The organism is Desertivirga brevis (genome assembly GCF_017355835.1).
On record NZ_JAFEWF010000010.1, the window covers coordinates 45,595 to 66,103 of the forward strand.

Annotated in this window: 12 protein-coding genes; 2 read left to right on the forward strand and 10 right to left on the reverse strand. The window is 40.7% G+C overall.

Translation table 11 applies throughout. The features are described from left to right. Positions 1 to 27: 27 nt before the first annotated feature. The 8 genes from J4N25_RS21440 to J4N25_RS21475 all read right to left on the reverse strand — a co-directional run bounded on the left by J4N25_RS21440 (position 28) and on the right by J4N25_RS21475 (position 16,693). On the reverse strand, positions 28 to 1,326 hold the full coding sequence (locus tag J4N25_RS21440; RefSeq protein WP_207423862.1) for a sensor histidine kinase: 1,299 nt from the start codon (positions 1,324 to 1,326) through the stop codon (positions 28 to 30). Positions 1,327 to 1,524: 198 nt separating this feature from the next. After that, positions 1,525 to 2,199, reverse strand: a complete 675-nt coding sequence (locus tag J4N25_RS21445; protein ID WP_207423863.1) for a YiaD family glycine zipper/OmpA-like lipoprotein — start codon at positions 2,197 to 2,199, stop codon at positions 1,525 to 1,527. Positions 2,200 to 2,535: 336 nt separating this feature from the next. After that, the gene (locus J4N25_RS21450) at positions 2,536 to 4,656 is read right to left on the reverse strand and encodes an OmpA family protein (protein WP_207423864.1); all 2,121 of its coding nucleotides are present in this window, start codon (positions 4,654 to 4,656) and stop codon (positions 2,536 to 2,538) included. Positions 4,657 to 4,658: 2 nt separating this feature from the next. Continuing rightward, on the reverse strand, positions 4,659 to 5,585 hold the full coding sequence (locus J4N25_RS21455) for a PorP/SprF family type IX secretion system membrane protein (protein ID WP_207423865.1): 927 nt from the start codon (positions 5,583 to 5,585) through the stop codon (positions 4,659 to 4,661). A gap of 31 nt (positions 5,586 to 5,616) precedes the next feature. Beyond that, a complete protein-coding gene (locus J4N25_RS21460) occupies positions 5,617 to 9,417 on the reverse strand; it encodes a T9SS type B sorting domain-containing protein (protein ID WP_207423866.1) in 3,801 nt (1,266 codons plus the stop codon). 20 nt (positions 9,418 to 9,437) lie between these two features. Continuing rightward, positions 9,438 to 13,919, reverse strand: coding sequence for a PKD domain-containing protein (locus J4N25_RS21465; RefSeq protein WP_207423867.1), 4,482 nt, complete (start codon positions 13,917 to 13,919; stop codon positions 9,438 to 9,440). Between the two features lie 349 nt (positions 13,920 to 14,268). Then, positions 14,269 to 15,399, reverse strand: coding sequence for a hypothetical protein (locus tag J4N25_RS21470; RefSeq protein ID WP_207423868.1), 1,131 nt, complete (start codon positions 15,397 to 15,399; stop codon positions 14,269 to 14,271). Between the two features lie 4 nt (positions 15,400 to 15,403). After that, positions 15,404 to 16,693: an MBOAT family O-acyltransferase gene (locus J4N25_RS21475; protein WP_242695974.1), complete on the reverse strand. Its 1,290-nt coding sequence runs from the start codon at positions 16,691 to 16,693 to the stop codon at positions 15,404 to 15,406. A gap of 795 nt (positions 16,694 to 17,488) precedes the next feature. Between J4N25_RS21475 and J4N25_RS21480 the strand changes: the two genes are divergently transcribed. Then, positions 17,489 to 18,619, forward strand: coding sequence for a hypothetical protein (locus tag J4N25_RS21480; protein ID WP_207423870.1), 1,131 nt, complete (start codon positions 17,489 to 17,491; stop codon positions 18,617 to 18,619). 72 nt (positions 18,620 to 18,691) lie between these two features. Next, entirely contained in the window at positions 18,692 to 19,078 is a 387-nt protein-coding gene (locus tag J4N25_RS21485; RefSeq protein WP_207423871.1) for a helix-turn-helix domain-containing protein, read from the forward strand. 55 nt (positions 19,079 to 19,133) lie between these two features. Here the strand turns inward: J4N25_RS21485 and J4N25_RS21490 are convergent, their stop codons facing one another. Together J4N25_RS21490 and J4N25_RS21495 are read right to left on the reverse strand one after the other, a co-directional pair. Further along, positions 19,134 to 19,451 carry a hypothetical protein gene (locus J4N25_RS21490; RefSeq protein ID WP_207423872.1) on the reverse strand — a complete coding sequence of 106 codons (318 nt, stop codon included), beginning with the start codon at positions 19,449 to 19,451 and terminating at the stop codon, positions 19,134 to 19,136. 66 nt (positions 19,452 to 19,517) lie between these two features. Beyond that, the gene (locus J4N25_RS21495) at positions 19,518 to 20,165 is read right to left on the reverse strand and encodes a DUF6266 family protein (protein ID WP_207423873.1); all 648 of its coding nucleotides are present in this window, start codon (positions 20,163 to 20,165) and stop codon (positions 19,518 to 19,520) included. Between the last annotated feature and the right edge of the window lie 344 nt (positions 20,166 to 20,509).

Here is a 20,509-nt window from a genome sequence, read left to right on the forward strand (position 1 = left end):
GAAGGGGCGAACTACAAACTTTTCAGACTACGAAGATGCCTTGGCCGGGAAGCGCAAATAAAATGTGGTGCCCACGCCTTCTTTGGACGAAAACCAAATATCTCCGTTTTGAGCTTTTGTAAACTCCTTGCAGATTTGAAGGCCAATGCCTGCTCCTTTTTCATTCCTGGTACCAAAGCTGGATTCTACACCTTTAGAAAATATACGATGCTGTAGTTCTTCAGAAATGCCAATCCCATTGTCTTCAATTAGAAATTTAAAGTGTGTATCCTCCTTAACACTTCTAATTACAATAACACCATCAAAATTACTAAATTTTATAGCATTGTTGATTAAATTTCTAATTACTAAATCAAACATTGATGCGTTACCTTCTATTTCAACCGAATCATCTATTCTGTAATCAATAGAAATTCCCTTTTCATCTGCCAGATGAGCTAGCAATCGCAGGGTATTCTGTAATACTTGATTTACATTTATTGTATCAATAACCGTTTCGGTAAACTCCAGCTGGTTCTTGGTCCACATTAACAGATTATTCAACAACTCCTGGGCGTCCATGGTCATTTGGTGTAAATTCCCTTCCAAAATCCCTCTCTCTTCCTGATTTAGTTCTTTCTTCTGAAGGATATTTAAATACGTACGAATGTTTGTAAGCGGTGAACTGAAATCATGAGAAATAATTGATATCAATTTATCCTTCTTTTGGTTCAGGCTTTTCATCTTTAAGGCACGCTCTTCTGCATTCGATTTTTCTATTGCGTAATTATTCCTGATATAGGAGAGACAAGCAAGAATAAGAATGGTGTTGATTATGTATGTAGAAGCACTATCAATAAAGACTGCATCACTGCCGGTATATTTTTTCATTATACTCTCCGGATGTTTATGTTCATAGTATAGCAGCCCCATCACGAGGACCAAATGTCCAAAAGTCCAGATGCCGTATTGCCAACGTGGGACAATAGCGATAATTAAAAAATAGGTGATACAAAAAGACAAGAGGGTAGAACCCTGAATACCACCATTTATAAAATAGTTATAACTGAAAAAAATATTAATGAGAATTGAATAAATAACAAAGCTTAGAACAAGCCTATGTTTAAAACGCGAGAGATAATAAAGGAATAGTTGTACTGGAAGTAGAATAATAAAAGGTAAAGCCTCTTCCCAACTTCCCAGAACAAGAGCAAAGGGAACATTATAGGCGATAACTAAAATAGTAACAATACAAACAGAGTTATAGATCCTGCTCTGTAAAGAAAAGTCTTCCGGTGAACCTTTAAGAAATTCCCACCAACTCAAAATCCGCTTAAAAAAAAACATTTTATATCGCTTCCTTCTACAATTAAATCGGCAGCAATATAAATATTTAAGAATCGTGTTGGTGCTTGAGAATAGTTTTAAGCAGAATTAAGGCTATCTCCAACCTAATATTCTCCAAGTTTACTTGCAATTTTAAGACAGCCGGTAGAACACCCGGCTGTCTATTATTGCTTCTATAGGTAGATAGAATATTTTAACTTATTGTTTACCTGCTTCAGCTTTCAAGGCTTCATTGGCAACTATTACAACCTCAACTCGTCTGTTAGATGCTTTTCCTACTTCTGTAGTATTATCTGCGATAGGCTCTGCTTCGCCCATACCTCTTGTAGTTACCCTTGAACTATTTATACCCAAATTGGATATATAGTTTTTTACTGAAGAAGCTCGTTGCTCTGATAAACTTAAATTGTATTGATCACTTCCCACATTATCAGTATGTCCCACCACCATAACATTAGTACCTGGGTTACTTTTAAGAGAAGCTACCAAACTTTCAATATTTTTTTTCGCTTCACTTTTCAAGCTAGACTTTCCTGTGTCGAATAAGATCCCTGAGTCGAATTTCACAATTATCCCCTCTCCTTCTCTTATCACTTCCGCACCTGGAAGCGTATTTTTTAATTCGGCAGCCTGGCGGTCCATTTTTCGTCCGATAAATGCTCCGGCTGTTCCCCCAATTGCTCCGCCCACAATTGCACCCAGGGCCGTATTTCCTGCTCTTTTGCCTATAAGAGCCCCAATAGTTCCTCCTGAAGCTGCTCCAATAACGGCTCCTTTCTGCGTCTTAGTCATCGTGTTGCATGAGGAGCTAAAAAGGGAAGACACAATCAGTAATAAAAGCGCTGCATTAACGCTGATGGTTGAATTTTTCATGTTACTATTTGAAATTTAATAATTACTGGAGAGTAGATATAGCTATGCTTATTTAAAATATCCCCAGAAATAAGCTTTTTGAACCCCTTAAAATACTTGTTAAATAAGGACTTAGAGTCCCGTTTTATCCATCAAACTCATAATTAGAAGCGATTGTCGCCCTCACCAAATGTTCAGCAAAAGTATTATTTACTGCTTCTATTTAATGTAGTATTTATTCGATATGTTAGTAGTATTTGTTGAAACAGTTCCTGCGATCCGACAAGGGTTGGACTATAAGTAAGAAAACCTGACACTTTCGAACCAGGTTTTCTTACTTATATCAGTTTTCCGGTATTACCTGGAATTGCCTTCACAATTTAACCTCGACAGGTTCAATCCATTTTTAATAATATAGAATTCTGTTCTCCTGTTCCTTTGTTGTTCTTCTTCCGAACAAGGAACATCATCACCACATTCATTTGTAAGCTGAGTTTCTCCATGGTAAGTAATCTTTATCCGTTGAGGATTAATACCCAGGGAAACCAGGTATTTTTTAGCCGACTCAGATCTTCTCAATGATAATCCAACATTATATGCTTTCGATGCGCGGCTATCACAATGGCTGCTTGCGATTACAGTCAGTTGCGGGTATTGCTTTAACAAGGAAGCCAGTCTGGTAAGTGCAGGCACAGCATCCTGACGTATAAATGACTTATCCAGATCATAGTAGATCGGATTTAAACCAAAAAGCTTACTTAACTGACAGTTGGTAATTTCAGCAGGAGGAATGTTCTCCAGGGAACGATGCAGCAACAACTCCGTATATAAAGTGGTCGACTTCGTAATTCCTTTGGTTGTAGTTGTTTTACTGTCTGTAGAGTACCCTGCTTTGTTACCAGTTATGCTATAATCTGTTTTAGGAGCAAGCCGGGTTGTAAAACGTCCCATATTATCAGTGAACAAAGAATCAACCTGATTGTCATGTTCAATTTTCACCATCGCATTCTCAACTACTCGCTTATATCCCCCGAAGTCTGTGTAAACAGTTCCCTCCAGTTTAAGGATAAAAGGATCATAGTTGAACCTTAAAATATCATCACTGCCATAGCGGTTAGAACTAAGGTAACCGCTCTTTTCATCTCCGCTTAATATGATACCGAAATCATCCTTTGTTGAATTAACGGGATACCCGAGGTTACGGGGTTCTGAAAATGGTAAATTATTCCTCAGCTCAACGGAGAAGATGTCCAATCCTCCCAGGCCAGAAAGACCGTCGGAGCTAAAGAATAGCTTGTTCGTTTTAGAAAGGTAAGGGAACGTCTCATCACCTTCAGTGTTAACCCGAGAACCCAGGTTCTTTGGTTCAGACCATTCAGCGTCCCGATCTTCACGAGTACTATAGTAAATGTCCTTCCCACCAAAGCCTCCCGGCATATCAGAAACAAAGTAAAGAACTTTTCCATCCTCACTTAATGCCGGATGAGCCGTTGAATATTCTGTGTTATTGAACTTGAAAGGCTGCTTATTATACCAGGTTCCACCAAGGTAATTTACCGAGTACATGTTTAACTTATAAATGCCGTTCTTCTTGTCTTCTGCCGTACTCCTATCGCGTTGGTTCCGGTTGTAGATCATGTAATACTCACTGCCAGAGAAACTTGCAGGACCATCATGATAAGCTGTATTCAAACCTCCCCTTAGCAGTTTTACGACCGAAGAATCTTTGAAAGAACTTACATCGGCAATAGTTCTCGGGTAGGTAATGTCCCCAAGCACCCTCGTGTCATTCACTGAAACCGGAAGGCGTTGTTTATGTGCTTTAGTAGCTCTCATTTTATCATTATAGAAATAATTTGCAGGTGGAACCTTAGCAATTTTAGCAGTGTCCTGAACCATATAAAGATCAGTGAACGGCGTTTCGGTCCAGCCAAAAACATTCCTTACTCCCCAGCGCCTGTCTCTGTTAGAACTAAAGATAAGGCCACGTTTAAAAAACACAGGGGAAAATTCATCTTTTGGAGTATTGATAGACAAGTACTTAATCTTCCAGTCTGCAGAATCCTTATAAAAGCTACTTAGCTTATTATAGCTGTCGCTAAGATTTTTTGCTCTTTTATCGGATGGTTTCTTCAGCAGATACTGATTATAATACTTATGAGATGCTTCATACTGGCCATTTGCAGCTAGAACATCTGCATACTTTAAATAGAACTCTGCTGTTTGATCCGCTTGTTCCGCCTGCTTCTGATACCAGGCCTGTGCATTTTTATAATCCTTGACGGCACGATATGAGTCTGCAATTTTCTGTATTACCTCCTGATCGGTAGTATCAGATAGCTTATAAAGTTGGATGGCTGCTCTATACCTTAAAGCATTAAACTCCTTATCTCCTTTTGTTTTATATATAACCTTCTTCTGGGCAAAGATTTGAGAGGATATAAACAGGATTATTGAAAGTAAATAGATTCTTCTCATGATTAAAAATAACGCGGTCCAACAATTCTGTCCTTTCTGAAACCAAACTCATATCTGATCATGATCTCGTGCGAACCCGAGTTATAATCAACAAGCTTTGAAGTACTTCTGTCATAAGAGTATCCGATACGGATCTGGTCTGAAGCTTGCAGCTCCAATATTCCTGCAACAGCATCGCCTGTACGGTACTGGGCACCAACAGCAAAACGGTCTGCAATCCATAAGTTGCAGTTCAGGTCGAGCTGCAGTGGGGCTCCGGCAACACCTTTAAACAATACCGAAGGCTTTAATTTGAATGTCCGATCCAAGGTAAACACATAACCGGAAGACATAAAAAAGTGAAGATATTGCCTTGCGGCCAAAGCGTTTGAAGTTGTCACAGAATCATTAACCAGACGATTGTTAAAAAGGTGAGGAGTTGATAGTCCGAGGTAGAACTTATCTGTATTATAATAAATACCAGCACCAAAGTTAGGCATCACTTTATTCACATTCGAATAGAACGCCATGTCTGAAGGGTTCGCTGAATTTAAACGAACAGAACTGAAATCAGCCCGGTACTGGGTAACAGAAGCCTGCAAACCGAAAGCAAGCGTACCTTTTTCCATCAGTATACGGTAAGCATAGCTCAGGTTAGCACCTGTAGTGTTCGTAATTCCCAGCTTATCATTGAACACCTGGATCCCTGCGCCAATGCGCTTATTCGGTAAAGCGGTATCAAAAGACACCGTTTGTGTCTCGGGAGCACCTTCAACTCCAACCCATTGAGATCTGTATAAACCTGTTAGGCTGGGAACATTGCGACTCCCAGCGTAAGCCGGGTTTATCGCTAAAGTGTTAAACATATATTGGGTATACATTGCGTCCTGTTGGGCTCGCGACTGCCATGCTGTTAAAACTAAAGCAGCTGCTACAATATATTTTTTCATCGATATTAGATTACTGATTTTCATTGTTCTTTTACCTGTTAATTGTGATGAACCTTACTCTCTTCTCTTTTCCATCTATGATGGCTATGTAGTAGTAAGTTCCATCCGGAACATTCTGGCCTACATAAATACCAGCATTACATGTTCCGTCCCAATCATTTTTATAGTCAGGATTTTTATAAACCAGGTTTCCCCAACGGTTATAGATCTCAAGATTTATTCGTCTAGGACCAACATTTTCAAGCTCGAACTTGTCGTTCACTCCGTCACCGTTTGGAGAAAACCCTTCTGGTATAACCACATTGGTAGGATCGAGACTTATTGGTGTAGGTTTTGCCTCTCCCCCCTCAGATGGATTATTATTGCCATTTGGATCAGGATTTAAGCCATCATTGGAAACATCCGTAGTCACGCCCCCTGTATTAGCTCCAGTACCTGTTGCAGTTGCTGAATTTTCGAAAACGCCTGAAGAACCATTGGGCATTACATTAACTGTTAGGGTTATTGTCTCCGTAGCACCAATCGGCAATGTACTTCCTGCTGAAAGCAGCTCTAAGTTATTCGTTCCGTTGTAACCAATGTTTGCCTTAAGCGTTCCGCTTGCGATGATAGCGTTAACTTTTACATTCATGGGCGATGGGAAGGCTGTTTTCAAGTCATCAGTAACCTTCACATCGTTCAAGGCCACATTTCCGTAGTTCTTAACATTCATTGTGTAAGTAAAGGTGTAGCTACCGTTCCCTTCAAGTTTTGGAGCCGACACCGTCTTCCCAATACCGATCTTAAGACTAATTGCAGTATTGAAGGATATAGTCGCAATGTCTGTCAAGCCTGTTCCCACTTCCTTAAGTTCATAAGGGATTGGGGTAGGATTGGTGATAAATCCGAACACGGGAACGAATGTGGTGTTTCCTGTCGCCGGATCGTAAGTCCAGGTTCCTTCACCGGTTACCGTTTTGGTATTTTGTACCCCAGGTGTTGAAGGATCAAGATCAACTATTATTTTATCAGGGGTTGCAGGGCTACCGTCAGATAACTTATCATTTGTAAGGATATTAACAACGTTTACTCCAGGAACGGTACTGGTTCCAATATCGTTAACAGCGTCTGGAGGAAGTTTTGCATACGTTACAGTTACCGATGCACTTGAACTCAAACCTGTGATCTTCTCAATTAATTTATATGGAAGGGCAGTAGGATTTGTAGTAAATCCAGTGTTCGGATCGAATGTAAGATTACCTGTAGCTGGATCATATGTCCATACACCTTCTCCTGCTACAGTCCTTGAAAGATCTATAGTTGGTGTAGAAGGATCAAGATCGATCGTTACTAATGCAGGTAAAGCAGGGCTTCCGTCAGAAAGCTTATCGTTCGTCAGGATGTTTTGCGTTACGTTAGCACCAGGCGTGTTTCCTGTTGAACTATCATTTGCTGCAACCGGAGGAACTTCTGTATAACCCACGGTTACCGTAGCATTTGCACTTAGTCCCGTGATCTTTTCAATCAGTTTATAAGGAAGCGCTGTAGGATCTGTGGTAAAGCCTGCATTCGGATCAAATGTAAGATTACCCGTAGTTGGATCATAGGTCCATACTCCTTCTCCTGTTACCGTCTTGGTAACATCAATTGCCGGAGAAGAAGGATCAAGATCCACAGTTACTAATGCAGGCAGAGCGTCAGTTCCATCAGAAAGTTTATCGTTTGTTAAGATATTCTGCGTTACGGTAGCTCCAGGAGTATTTCCTAATGAACTATCGTTAGCTGCAACCGGAGGAACTTTTGTGTATCCTACTGTTACACTAGCGTTGGCACTTAACCCAGTGAGTGTTTCTGTCAGCTTATATGGAAGAGCGGTAGGGTCTGTAGTAAATCCGCTGTTCGGATCAAATGTAAGATTACCCGTAACTGGATTATAGGTCCATACCCCTTCTCCTGTAACTGTTTTAGTCAGGTCTATAGCCGGAGTAGAAGGATCAAGATCCACAGCTACCAATGCTGGCAGAGCTGAACTTCCGTCAGAAAGCTTATCATTTGTTAAAATGTTCTGCGTAACGTTAGTTCCAGGCGTGTTTGCTGTTGAGCTATCGTCTGATGCAACCGGAGGCCCCTTAACATAGGTCATTGATACAGTTGCATTATCACTCAAACCTGTAAGCTTTTCCGTTAATGTGTACGGAATTGCAGTCGGATCTTTTGTAAATCCAGTATTTGGATCAAAAACAAGCGCTCCGGTAGCCGTATTATATGTCCAGACACCCTCTAAAGCTACCGTCAGGGTTGTTTGAACTCCTGCGGTAGTTAGGTCAAGGTCTACAGTAACTAAACCTGGAAGAGCCCCACTGCTATCTCCCAGTTTATCGTTAGTTAAAAGGTTAACCGTAGCGTTTGCTCCGAGGGTGTTACCTGTTGAAGAATCATCTTCAGCAACAGGATTAGTAGGTATATATGTAATTGTAACTGTTGCATTAGCAGAAAGTCCGGTAAGCGTTTCTTTCAATGTATAAGCCAGTGGCGTAGGATCTACCGTAAATCCAGCATCCGGATTGAACGTTACTTCACCGGTGGTACTGTTATAGGTCCATACACCCTCTCCTGTTTTAGTAAAGGTGGTTTGTACTCCGGGAGTGTTTACGTCAATGTCAATTGTAGAATTTGATGAAGTGGCCAGGGATCCGTCCGAGACTTTATCGTTCGACAAAATATTCAGAGTAACATCAGCACCCAGGGTATTTCCTGTTTTAGAATCGTTAACAGGGACCGGAGGCAATTGAACAGGAGTTGTACTTACGGAAGCGCTGTTATTTGAACTCTCACTATCTGCAATTAAATTTGAGCTGGCAGTGTTCTTATATTCCGCTGCAGTTTTTGCAGGCACCACTTTTCCTGTAACGGCAAGTGTCTGAGTAGCGGCATTAGTTAATGTACCAACAGTCCACTTACCTGTTGCCGGATCGTAAGCTCCAGCAGAAGGACTAGCTGAAACAAAAGTATAACCAGCAGGCAGGAGATCAACAACCTCTACGCCTTCAGCTACTGCAGGGCCATTATTTTTTACGGTAACCGTAAATATCACATTGTCTCCAACATTCGGTGTTGCGTTATTAACCGTTTTGGTAACTGCAATATCTCTTGTTTGTAAGACAACCGGAGTGGGGATATTATCATCCAAAGGACTTCCATCTCCGTCTCCATCCGGATCAGTCGAATTATTCGAGTCGTCAAAAACCGGAGTATCATCATTTGTTACAGCGCTAACCCTGGCCGTATTATTATAAGTAGTACCACCCGCAGCTCCATTCAGCTTAACACTTAAGTTAATGGTAATCGTTGCAGATGCTCCGGCAACAAGGGTACTATTTGCCGGATCTAATAAAGCAGAGTTAGCAGCAGTACCATCATATCCCGCCGCCAAAGCAATCGTTCCTGTTTTAGCAGGAGCTGCGATAAGCGTATAAGTTAAAGGCGAGGGAAAGGTATTTGTTAATACATCAGTAACCTGAACCTTTTTTAAGTCTATAGTTCCAAAATTCTTTATCGTTATTGTATAAAGAACGTCGTAAGAACCGTCTGCTTTAATTGTTGAAACAGTTGCTGTTTTACCTATCCCGATTACAGGGAAAATAACAGGCGTTTGATCAGATAAAAGCCTGTTGATTGTCAAACCATCGTTTGATATATCTGATACAGACACATTACCAGGTGCTGTACCGGTTGCCGTTGCCGTGTTCTTTGCCTGTAAGGTAACCTGTGCAAAAGAATCCTGGCGACCCGTAAGTAGTAAAAGGCCAATTACCGGTAAGGTAATTTTCAAAAATGTCTTTGTAATATTCATTTTATATGTTCTCCCGGTAATTAATTCAATTTGACATTAACTGTAAGTGTGATCGTTCCTTCTGCATTAGCCGGCAAAGTAGAGGAGGCCGCAGTAAGAAGGTTTTTATCCGCAGCACCATTGAAATTGGCATTTGCAACTAAAGAACCGGTCGCATTAATATTAACCTTCGTGAAGGTTTTAGGAGATGGGAAGGTTAAAGCCAGATCATCCTCTACCTGTACATTACTTAGCGCAGTTGATCCTGAATTTTTCACTTTAAACGAGAAGGTTACATTATAACTTCCATCGTTTTGCTGTACCGGAGTACCAGCCGTTTTAGATACCGCTATCTGACAATCCTCAATGTTAACGGTGATATCATCCTGACTGGTAGTACAAGGGCCATTAGAGGTAGTCCAACGCAATTGATAAGCACCTTGAATAAGACCATTTACACTCGCATTAGCGGCATTTACATTACTGAAAACAGGATCGCTCGCTCCGGCAGGTTTAGTTATTACTGACCATGTTCCAACACCGGAAACAGGGGCAGTTGCATTAAGCTGAACAGGAGCATATAAACAATAGGTTGCAGAAACAGGTCCCGCATCAGCTGTTGACGGAGGATCAAATGCTGTGATAGTAACTTCATCTTCATTGGTACAGCTGCTTCCATTAGCAAGTGTCCACTTTAGTACATATACACCTGCCTTTAAATTGCTGATCGAGGTACTGGCTACTGTAGGATTTGCAAAAGCAGGGCTGCTACTTACGGGCTTTGAAGCAACTGTCCAGGTTCCAAGTTCAGAACCAACTGCTGCGTTTGCTGCAAGGGTCACACTCCCTGTTCCACCAATAGCGTTTGTACATGTAGTTTGATCTGATCCTGCATTTGCGGCTGAAGGAGTTACATCCGTAACATTCACGCTAACAGTCTGAGATGACGGAGTACAAGAACCACTTTTTATTTCCCATTTAAAAATATAAGGGTTGCCGGGTGCAGCATTTAAGTTTGTAACAGTAGTAGTTGGAGAATTTGGCGCTGTGATAACAGGGGTACTTGTTCCACCGCTAACATAAGTCCAGGTACCATTTCCAATCAGAGGTGTAGTTCCGGTTAATACAACCCTGTCTGTACAAGCTGAAGTCTGAGCAGCCATAGGCTGAACAGTTGTAGGAGGGTTCGAAACCGTAATTCTAAGTACATCTTTGTTCGATTGAGTACCACTGCAATTAGCATTACTTACGGTCCATTCTAGTATGTAAACACCAGCCTTGGTAAGGCCAGTAACCGTAGTAGATGCTGAACTTGTACTGGTAATTACAGCTGTTCCTCCTGTTGGCTGGCTTCTGATACTCCAGGCTCCTGTTCCAATCAATGGTGCTGTCGCAGCTATAGAAACACTTGTTCCATTTGCAGTACAAAGATCCTGGTCTGTACCAGCGTCAGCTGTGGATGGTGGACCACTCACATTAATGGTAACATCATCTGTTACAGTACCACAGCCTCCGCTTGTGATGGTATATCTAAATACATAGCTACTACCAGGTATAAGGTCCGATAGAACTGCGTAAGAGGTATTAGGATTTTGAGATAATGTATGAGCAGGGCCTGATACATAGCTCCAGTTTCCCATACTTCCCTCGTTACCCTGTAATAAAGTTGTTGTGGTATTACATAAGTTCTGGTCAGCTCCAGCGTTCGCCGACTTTCCAACAGTAATTTTTACAGTTGAAGAAGATGGAGCACAAATAGAACCATTTGTAATCGTCCATTTGAAAATATAAACTCCCAGATCGAGGTTGCTTACTGTTGCAGCTGAATTATTCAGACTGGAGAATGTAGGATTATTTGGTCCGCTTACTACTGACCATAGTCCCGTTCCGACAGTTGGACTGTTCGCTGCAAGGCTTACAGAAGTCGCATCACAAAGCACTTGGTCGGAACCTGCAACTGATGTTGTTGGAGGTTCGCTGATGTTATAAGTGATTTCAGCTGAAGAACTTGAACAAGCACCATTTGAGATAGTCCATTTAAATTTATAGCGGCCTGGTGTAAGTCCCGAAACCGTAGTAGCCGCGGAATTTGGGTCAGCTATTACTGCCCCACCGGGACCAGCAGTTTGTGTCCAGTAGCCTGTCTCAGCGGCAGCGGGGGTGTTTCCCTGTAAATTAATATCGGTCAAACTACAAACGTTTACAGTGGGAGCACCCGTAATAGTTGCGACAGTGGTTGGTCCTGAAATAGTGATGGTTACAGTATCCCTGGTTGGATTACAAGAACCATTTTCCAGCCTCCATTCGAATTTATAGGTACCATTAACCGCACCGGATACTGTAGTATTATAGACGCCAGCATTAAATGTCGGGGTATTAGGAGCACCAGCTATTAGGGTCCATGTACCAGTCTCAGCACCTGCTGGGGTATTTCCGGCTAAGGTAAAACTAGTGGTACCAGATGTCTTACATTGGTCTGCACCTGCAACAGCTTGTTTAGGACCGTTGCTGTTAGTCGTATTGATCGTAACATTATCGGTGATCGTACCGCAACTATTGCTGATCTTCCACTCTAAGTGATAAGTTTTATTTGCAAGTAAGCCAATAACAACAGCATTAGGGTCATTGATGTTAGAAAACGCCAGAATACTAGCTGGTGAAGCAGGAGATTCTGATACAACTGACCATGTTCCTGTTTCATTTAATTGCGGCTGATTGGCACTCAACTTCACAGGAGTTCCGTAACAAGTACCTATATCTGCACCGGCATTAACAATAGTCGGATTAGATGCAACGATCACTCTTGTGTCTGACTGCGTATCTCCACAATCATTCTCACCGCCAGATACGATCCATCTGAATACGTATACTCCACTTACAAGATTAGAAATTCCAGTAGTACTAGATAATTTGTTAGCGATAGTAGCTTTGTTTGGTCCGCTAACCTGGCTCCATTCGCCTCTTCCTGCGTCCCCCGCTGCCGGATCGTTTCCTGCAAGGGTAGCGGTTACTGTACTACAAGCCAGTAATTGGGCAGTACCAGCGTTTGCCTGATATGGAGTTTTTGATACAATTATACTAATATCAGCAAATGCATCATTACAGCCACCGCTCGAGTTATCACTGTATCTCCTAAAACGGATAATGTATGTACCAGGCTTGTTAAGGCCTGTTATAATTTGAGGACTGTTTGCAGCAGTAGTGAAGTTATTTAACCCAGAAAGAGTTTCAATGTCTGACCCTGCCGGGCTGCTAACAAGTGCCCATTGTGTCGTATTACCGCCACCTACAGTATAAGGAATACTCACCTGAGTAATGCCACAAGGCAAAATTTGAGGACTAGTCAGGCCTATATTTACAGATGGAGCGGCTGTATATCTTATTCTATAGGTACCCGTCGAAGTACAGCCAAATGCATTCGTTATTGTATAGGTAAAATTATAGTTTCCAGTTCCATTTAATCCGGAAATAGAAGTGGTCGGAACGTTTGGAGAATGAATGGTTACAGCAGTTGGATTAGTAGCGGCTGCAGTCCACTGTACAGTTTCGCCTGTGTATTGAGGTTTAGCACCTTCGAGGGTAGTAGAGGTACGGCCGTCACAATAAGTAAGCGTTGGATTTCCGGCAGTCGTTACGCTCTGTGTTGGAGGTCCAACATTGATAGTAACATCCTTAAATCCACTTGCACATGGACCAACAACGGTCCAACGAACCACATATGTTCCTTCTACCAGATTACTGATGGTGGCATCATTTCTATTAACATTATTAAAGGAAGGAATACTCGGGCCGCTTATAAAAGACCAGGTTCCCTGCTGTCCATTACCTGCACCTCCGTATGATGCATTCAATTGCACAGAGCCAGTCACCGTATAGCAACTAACATTTACAGGGCTGGATGCTGTTACAGGCGAAATGGCACCTAAGTTAGTTACCTTTATATCTGAAGTAGTACTACAAGATCCATTAGTTATTGTCCATCTGAAAACAGTTACCCCTACTGTATTTCCTGTAGCTGGAAGATTAACGGTGGCAGTGGGTGAAGTTTGAGGAGAAGGAACAGGCAAATTGCCGCTTACAACCGACCATGTACCCGTTTCCCCAGGCTTAACCGCATTAGCAGCCATAGTAAGTACTCCTGGACATTGATTGATGTCCTGACCTGCATTAGCCACTGTTAAGTTTGAAGCGATGTACTTTGCATCGTCGACAACGGGCGAGCCATCAGTGCATTTAGCGGATAAACGAAATGTGTATTCCACATTCTGCGCATATCCAGTTACTGTGGCTTTAGCAACTCCAGCAGATACAGTTGTAGTAGAAACAGTCACTGCGGGCCCGGAAATCTGGGTCCAGACAGCTCCCGAAGCAAAATTACCTGTAGCGGTACCATTTAGTTCGAAAGGAAGGCCCGGACATATTGCCCTGTCCGCCCCGGCGTTAATTGTACAATTTTGAGCCTTTGCAAGATTGGCATAAAGTATAATAAAGGCCGTGCAAAAAATCTGTAAAAATTTATTCATATGTTAAAAGTTTAGGCAATACCTGCCCATGTCAATTGCAATTGAAATATTAGAAGGAAAATAAATGAAAGGAAGATGGATCTTTCAATAGGTATCCATACGAAGATCGCGACAGGTAAAAATTCTACATATAATTTTATTATATTATAACGAAAATGAAGTTCCTCTTACTTCACAAATAAACTCATCTATAAATATGTATTATATAAGGCACATACTTACAGCAAAGATATTCTTAATTTAAAAGAATTAATGTAGAAATTAAAAGAAAAAAAATGTAGTATAAATTCTACAATTAGAGGTATTAAAGGTCTGTACCGTTTCTTTATTTTTTGAACTAGTTGAGGTTCTAATGAAAAGGAAAGGACGAAACATAGAAGAATTTTTCGGGTAAAAAAGTCTGATCTTCTGCCAAGAAGTAGTCAAGGAGCCCAAAGCCCGTGTCGGAGTTGTATGTTCTCAAGTCCTGAAATACTGTTCTATTCATGCACCCCAAGGTACCTCTAAGCATATTCCTGGTAACGATAGGACGGCCAGACTTACGCAGCTCTTTATCTAGCAACGTTTTTGGTAGTCGTACTTCTCCTTTCAAATGTTTAATTATTTCATCTGTAAATATTATCGCTCCGTTTTTCTTTAGGTGGCTTTGGTCATAAAAATAATCTTTATTTAGATAAATTGAATTTTTAGTATCATAGCGAATGTAAGAAACCGCTGGATGTGATAACTTTTGAATTCTAGTTTCAAACCTTGAATTATGGTTTTTAAAATTTGGAGAATAGACCAGATAGAGCTTTATATTATTATGAAGACATAAATCCTGTAATCTATCAAATGCTCGTATTTTCTCAGGCAATTCAGATTCTTTTTCATACTTCTGTACATCATTTTGAAAAGTAAACTGCCGGTTTTTCCTTTGAAATGAGATCGGCATAGACCCACAATGCATGAGTGTATCCAGAGTAGTGAAAGACTTTCTTCTTATATCAAAATTTTTTTTATTGATACGTGACAGTATGAAAAACTTAGACAAAAAGTTCTTCTCTCCCCTTTTAATCATTTCATCATTTATATACTTATACTTTGCAAGGGGGTATAGCCTGTCCAACCTAAAGGTGATGGATTCATTTGGTAGTAATTCATAGGGATCATCCAAGGCTAATAGTACAAGCTTTGGTTTTTTATTATGGGTAATCAACGACCTTAATAAAAACTCATGAAACTCAATGTTCGACCCGGGATAAGAAAGGTTATAACTGGAAACATTTAAAGAGTCGCCTATTTGGCTGGCAATTATATTTCTTGCCCCTCGTGATGAACCTAAAACAACAATGTCTTTATTCATCTTACCATTCAAAACAAGTTCCAGTCGTTTATCTTTCTCCATTGAAGGTGAAACCAGTAGAAAAGCATAGAACAATTTATCAAATAGAAAAAAAACAGAAGAGAACAGCAATATTTGAGTAAGGAACTTTTTCATATTCTTAGAATTGGAAATAAATAAATTGTTGTTCCTTCCCATTAAATATGAAAAGCAAAATGAGGATCAGGAAATAGAAACTCCAGCGGTAGGCTTTCTGCCATCTCAGCCCAAATCTTTCAATAGCATATTGATTTTCCCTGCCCTGCCATTCAATCAAAACAAAAAAGACGATGAGAATAAGAATTATCACAGGATTGTGCATCCCCTGAAACACCGGGAACTCAAAAACTGAAGGCGATAGAATCTCAGAAATATAAGTTGTGGCGTGGCTGATACTATCTGCTCTGAAGAATATCCAGGCGAAAACAGTCAAGTTAAAAGTTATAAACATCTGAAAAAGCTCTTTCAGCGTCGGCAGATCCTTTCCTTGTGCTACCGTCTCCATATTATTCCGATTTGTTTTCATTACGATAGACGGCATAATATAAAGGGCGTTCAATGCTCCCCAGGCTATAAAAGTCCAGTTGGCACCATGCCATAAACCGCTGACAATAAAAATGATAAATGTATTCCGGATACGCATCCAATTCCCTCCCTTGCTTCCGCCGAGTGGAATATACAAGTAGTCTTTAAACCAGGAAGAAAGCGATATGTGCCAGCGCCTCCAAAACTCGGCTATGTCTCTTGAAAAATAAGGAAAAGCGAAATTCCGTAGTAATTCTATACCAAAAAGTCTTGCTGTTCCTAATGCAATATCTGAATAGCCAGAAAAATCACCATAAATCTGAAACGCAAAAAACAATGCACCAAATGCCAGGGTGCTACCAGGATAATGGGCAGAATTATTAAAAATTTGATTCGCAAACTCTGCACAGTTGTCTGCAATGATAACTTTTTTGAAAAGGCCCCAGAGAATCTGCCGTAGTCCGTCTACAGCTTTTGAGTAGTCAAAAGCTCTTGATCTTTTTATTTGCGGTAAAAGATGGGTTGCCCGTTCAATTGGACCGGCAACCAGTAAGGGGAAGAAACTTACAAAGACCGCATAATCTGTAAAGTTTCTTTCTGCCTTAATCCTGTCTTTATAGATATCTATTACATAGGAAAGACCGTGAAAGGTATAAAACGAAATCCCTACCGGGAGTATGACCTTTAGTGTCCAGGGATCTAGATGTAAGCCCAGGTGAGCAAAGGCTTCGGAGAAAGATTCTGCAAAAAAGTTATAGTATTTAAAAACGCTAAGAAATCCGAGATTCACCGTTATGCTGAGAATAAACCAAAATTTCTTTAATTTTAGACTGGAAGCATCCTGCATTTTTAAGCCTGTAAAGTAGTCTAATAGCGTTGAAAACATTAACAGAAATAAGAAACGCCAGTCCCAGCAAGCATAGAAGAAGTAGCTCGCCACCAGCAATAATAAATTTTGAAGTTTTAGGTTTTTGTTTGTTGCAAACCAATACAATATAAATACTATAGGTAGAAATATTGCAAAGTTTATGGAGTTAAAAAGCATAATTAATCAAGTCAGCCTTAGTACGTACGTTAATCTCAGTAGGTTCGCAGAAATCATGTTCATAAAAATTATTGATAAAGAGGCGGTCAAAGCGATCGGTACCAACGAAACTGCACTTGCCACCACCCCTGCTGTTACTAAATAACCAGCAGCAGAAATTAGCGCAGCGGGTAAACCTTTAGGGGCAGTGAGGAGGGCTACAGATGTACGAACATCCAATCCAACTTCCGTTACTCAATTTTAGAAAAAATCAAATAACACCAACGACTAGTAATCAATTTACAAGAAAGCTACACGTCAGTTATTTATATTATAAAAAATAAAATTAATTTATTATTTATCTCTATAAATACTACAATTGTTTGCCCTTTGAAAAAATCTTGTGGCTACCAATTACAACTATGAACCAAATTGCCCATCTCAATCTAAACCTATTTTTAGGCCTAAGCTATCATTACGGGTACTTAGTACTACAATCTTTTATTTACCTATATATCTACCATAATTCCAGCTGCGACTTTAAAACTTGTGACTTTGTGAAAGATTGAACGGATGGAATACCGGGATTAATTAGCAATCCCATCTTACATTAACAAGGCCGGGAAGAAGCCGGATTTACAATCTTAAATTTAATTGATGTTCTTAAATACAAAGAATCTGGAAATTATTGTGAACGAATTTTTAAGTATTCAAAAATTCGAAATCACTTCGAAACAGTTACGCGATGTAGAGGCAGAGGTCCTGGCGGATCTACGTACACGTAAAAAAGAAAAAGGTATATGCTCATTAACCTGGACAATTGAAGCGGTTGAAGGATGCATAGGCAGAGTTCACAGAAAGCTTCAGCCAGCAGCCTCGATTGCCGGAGCCAAAATTTTACTGATACTTTTAGATATCTATAAAAAGTTAAATGATCTATTAGAGGAAGCAGGGAAAAGTAGATGCTTCTATATAATTATGCTCCGTAAGTATAAATTCGAATGGCAGAGGTTTGAACAGGAATTCTTAGATTTTCTTGCCGAGAGGGAATATCCTGAGAGACTTCGAAGACTTGCGTTATTGCCTATTCAGGAACTTAAGAGCAAGAAGGCTTTGGAAACTGTTACCACCGCAAAAATTTTCTACGTGGGTGAATTTCAAGCCTCTTTCAATTCAATAATTTATTCAGAGGCTAGGCAAACTTTCGGCAAATGGAAAATGCTATGCAAGCTAATTGAACTAAACCTTAATCACCCGGATCTGGAGCAATATTTCTACAGGGAATACATTGAGCTTGCAAGGAAATGTTTGTCGCCGCAACAAACTAAGCGTATTGAATCCATGCTAAAACTACCTCTAACTAGTAGCAGAGCTCCTTTTGATCCCTTCAATAAATCTTTGAATGAGACTTTACCGGCCTTTATATCACAGCCTATAGATCCGGAGGAATTCAAGCCTGATACAAAACTTCCATTTTCAGAGCCCCTACTGCTTAAAATATTCTGGTCTGTTCCACAAATCGGAGGATTTTTGTTCCTTCTCTTAAAAAGAGGATTCTTCGGAGTGATAAGCAATAGAACCCTGGCAGGACATTTTGCTAGTTCCTTTACATCGTTGGAAACCGGTAAAATGAGCAGTAAGAGCCTTGAAAATAATATAAAAATAGAACCAGAGACCTACAATTTCCTGCTTAAATCCCTAGAAGCGATGATTCAAGATTTGAAAGACGTTTATAAAAGGAAACAGTTAGAAATTCAGCAAAAACAGAAACTGATGGAAGGAAAATAACCCACTTGTAATCCCTCTCGTATTAAAAAAACCAGTAGTATTGGCAATATTAAAACCTGATAAACAACGAACATGAAAAAGGAGCAAGTAAACAATCTGTCAATGACAGATTTTAAAACAAAAAAACTTTTTCTAAGGCTATTACATGCTGCTGAAACGATTGAAGAGAACACAGCGGAGCTTATCCGCGGATTACATTACCTTGTGGTTCAGCTGGAGGAACGGGAAGGCACTAAGGTTATTCCTATTGCCCGGAAAAAACAGCAGGAGTTTCGTGAAAGCTGGCTGGATAAGCAAGAGGTAATGCAATTAATGCCTATTAGTGAAAGGAGCCTTTACACGTTAAGGAAACAGGGGGATCTCCCCTCCTATTCTTTAAAGGGTAAGGTTTATTTCAAATTGTCTGATGTGGAAGCATTAATGAGAGGAAAACCAGGAGACGCGGGTGTAGCTGTGTAATAGATTGTTTAAAAAAGAAGCCCGGGCAAATTGCCCGGGCTTCTTCAGTATGCTACTAATCGACCTTGTTTTCATCAGGTTTCGACTTATTTTTCTGTCGTACTTTCTTCAATGCCTCTGTTTCAAAGCTATTCAGCAGATATAGTTCCAGCTGTTCCAGTCGCTTTTCATGAAAGTTGATCCGCTCGAAGATCCTCCGGTTTTCATTGTGCATGTTCGCCTTGATCAGCTCCGTGCTGGTCTTTATCTCGAAAAGGTTTTGTTCAACCTTCTTGAAATCACTGTGCAATTGCCTTACAAAGAAGGCGATCACCGAGAAGATCAGCGAAAGGATGCTTCCCAGGATAAGGCTGCTGTTGGCCAGGTTTTCCATATTCTTGTATTAAGAGGGTTAAAATAAAGCCGCCGGTCCTTCCGGACGGCGGCTTTAACCTGCTGTTTATTCAAGGATAGTTACCTTACCTCCGTAGAAGGTATTAGAGACCTCCTTGCCGTTTGCCGAAGCAATGAACAAGTAGCAATCTACCTCCTTACCAACCCAGCCGGCTGGTACTGTTACGTCTATTGCCCCATCAGCACGGGTAACCGTACCCAAGCTGTATTCAGACTCCTCATCCACCTGGTTTACCAGCAGTACAGAAACCTTGTCGGTCTCGAGCGCTTTTCCTTTCTTCGAATTGTCTGTCCAGCTGAAGCTAACATGACGTTCTGCAGCAGCTGCTACCGCTGGATCTAAGGGCAAAGGCAAAATACCGCGACTAAAACTCAATGCAGAGGGATCGATATCATAATCTGGATAGTTTCCGGTGATCGCATTCTTTACATTATCGGCTACAGCCACATTGTAAGCAGTTTGCTTTACCGCCAGCTTTTTATACCCTACCTCAATGAAAGGGCGAAGAGAGCTAAGGAAGGCCGTGATCAGGCCAAACTTAGCCTGCTGCTCCAATTGACCCTGGGTGGCTACCCGGTTTTTAGTCATCCTGGGCAAGCTGCGCAGATAATCAACTCCGCGCCAGTTGCTGCCTACTACATTGCCTACTTTTCCATAAAAATTTCCAAAGATTCCATTACTAAACTTTCCCATTTTTTTAAAATTTAAAAGATTAAAAATTCTGTTAAGCCTGCTTTTTTATACCGGTATGTCGCAAAGGCTGAACAAATGTAGAGGGCATTTTTGCATAAAAAAAGGCCTGAGAGGCCCCTTGCCGGCTTTTGCGAGGATTTGCTTGATTTTGCGAGGATTTGCGAACTGTTTGGTACTTTGTTGTGGAATTGTTCGGGAATGACCCCCTATTTGTTGTGAAAACAGGGGGTGTTTTCCCAATAAACTCACAACCGGGTACCAAGATGGTATTAATGAGGATCCGAAAGGGCCCATTTCTTATTCCTTTTCTTTTAAAATACCTAGGTGGTGTAACCCCAACCCCT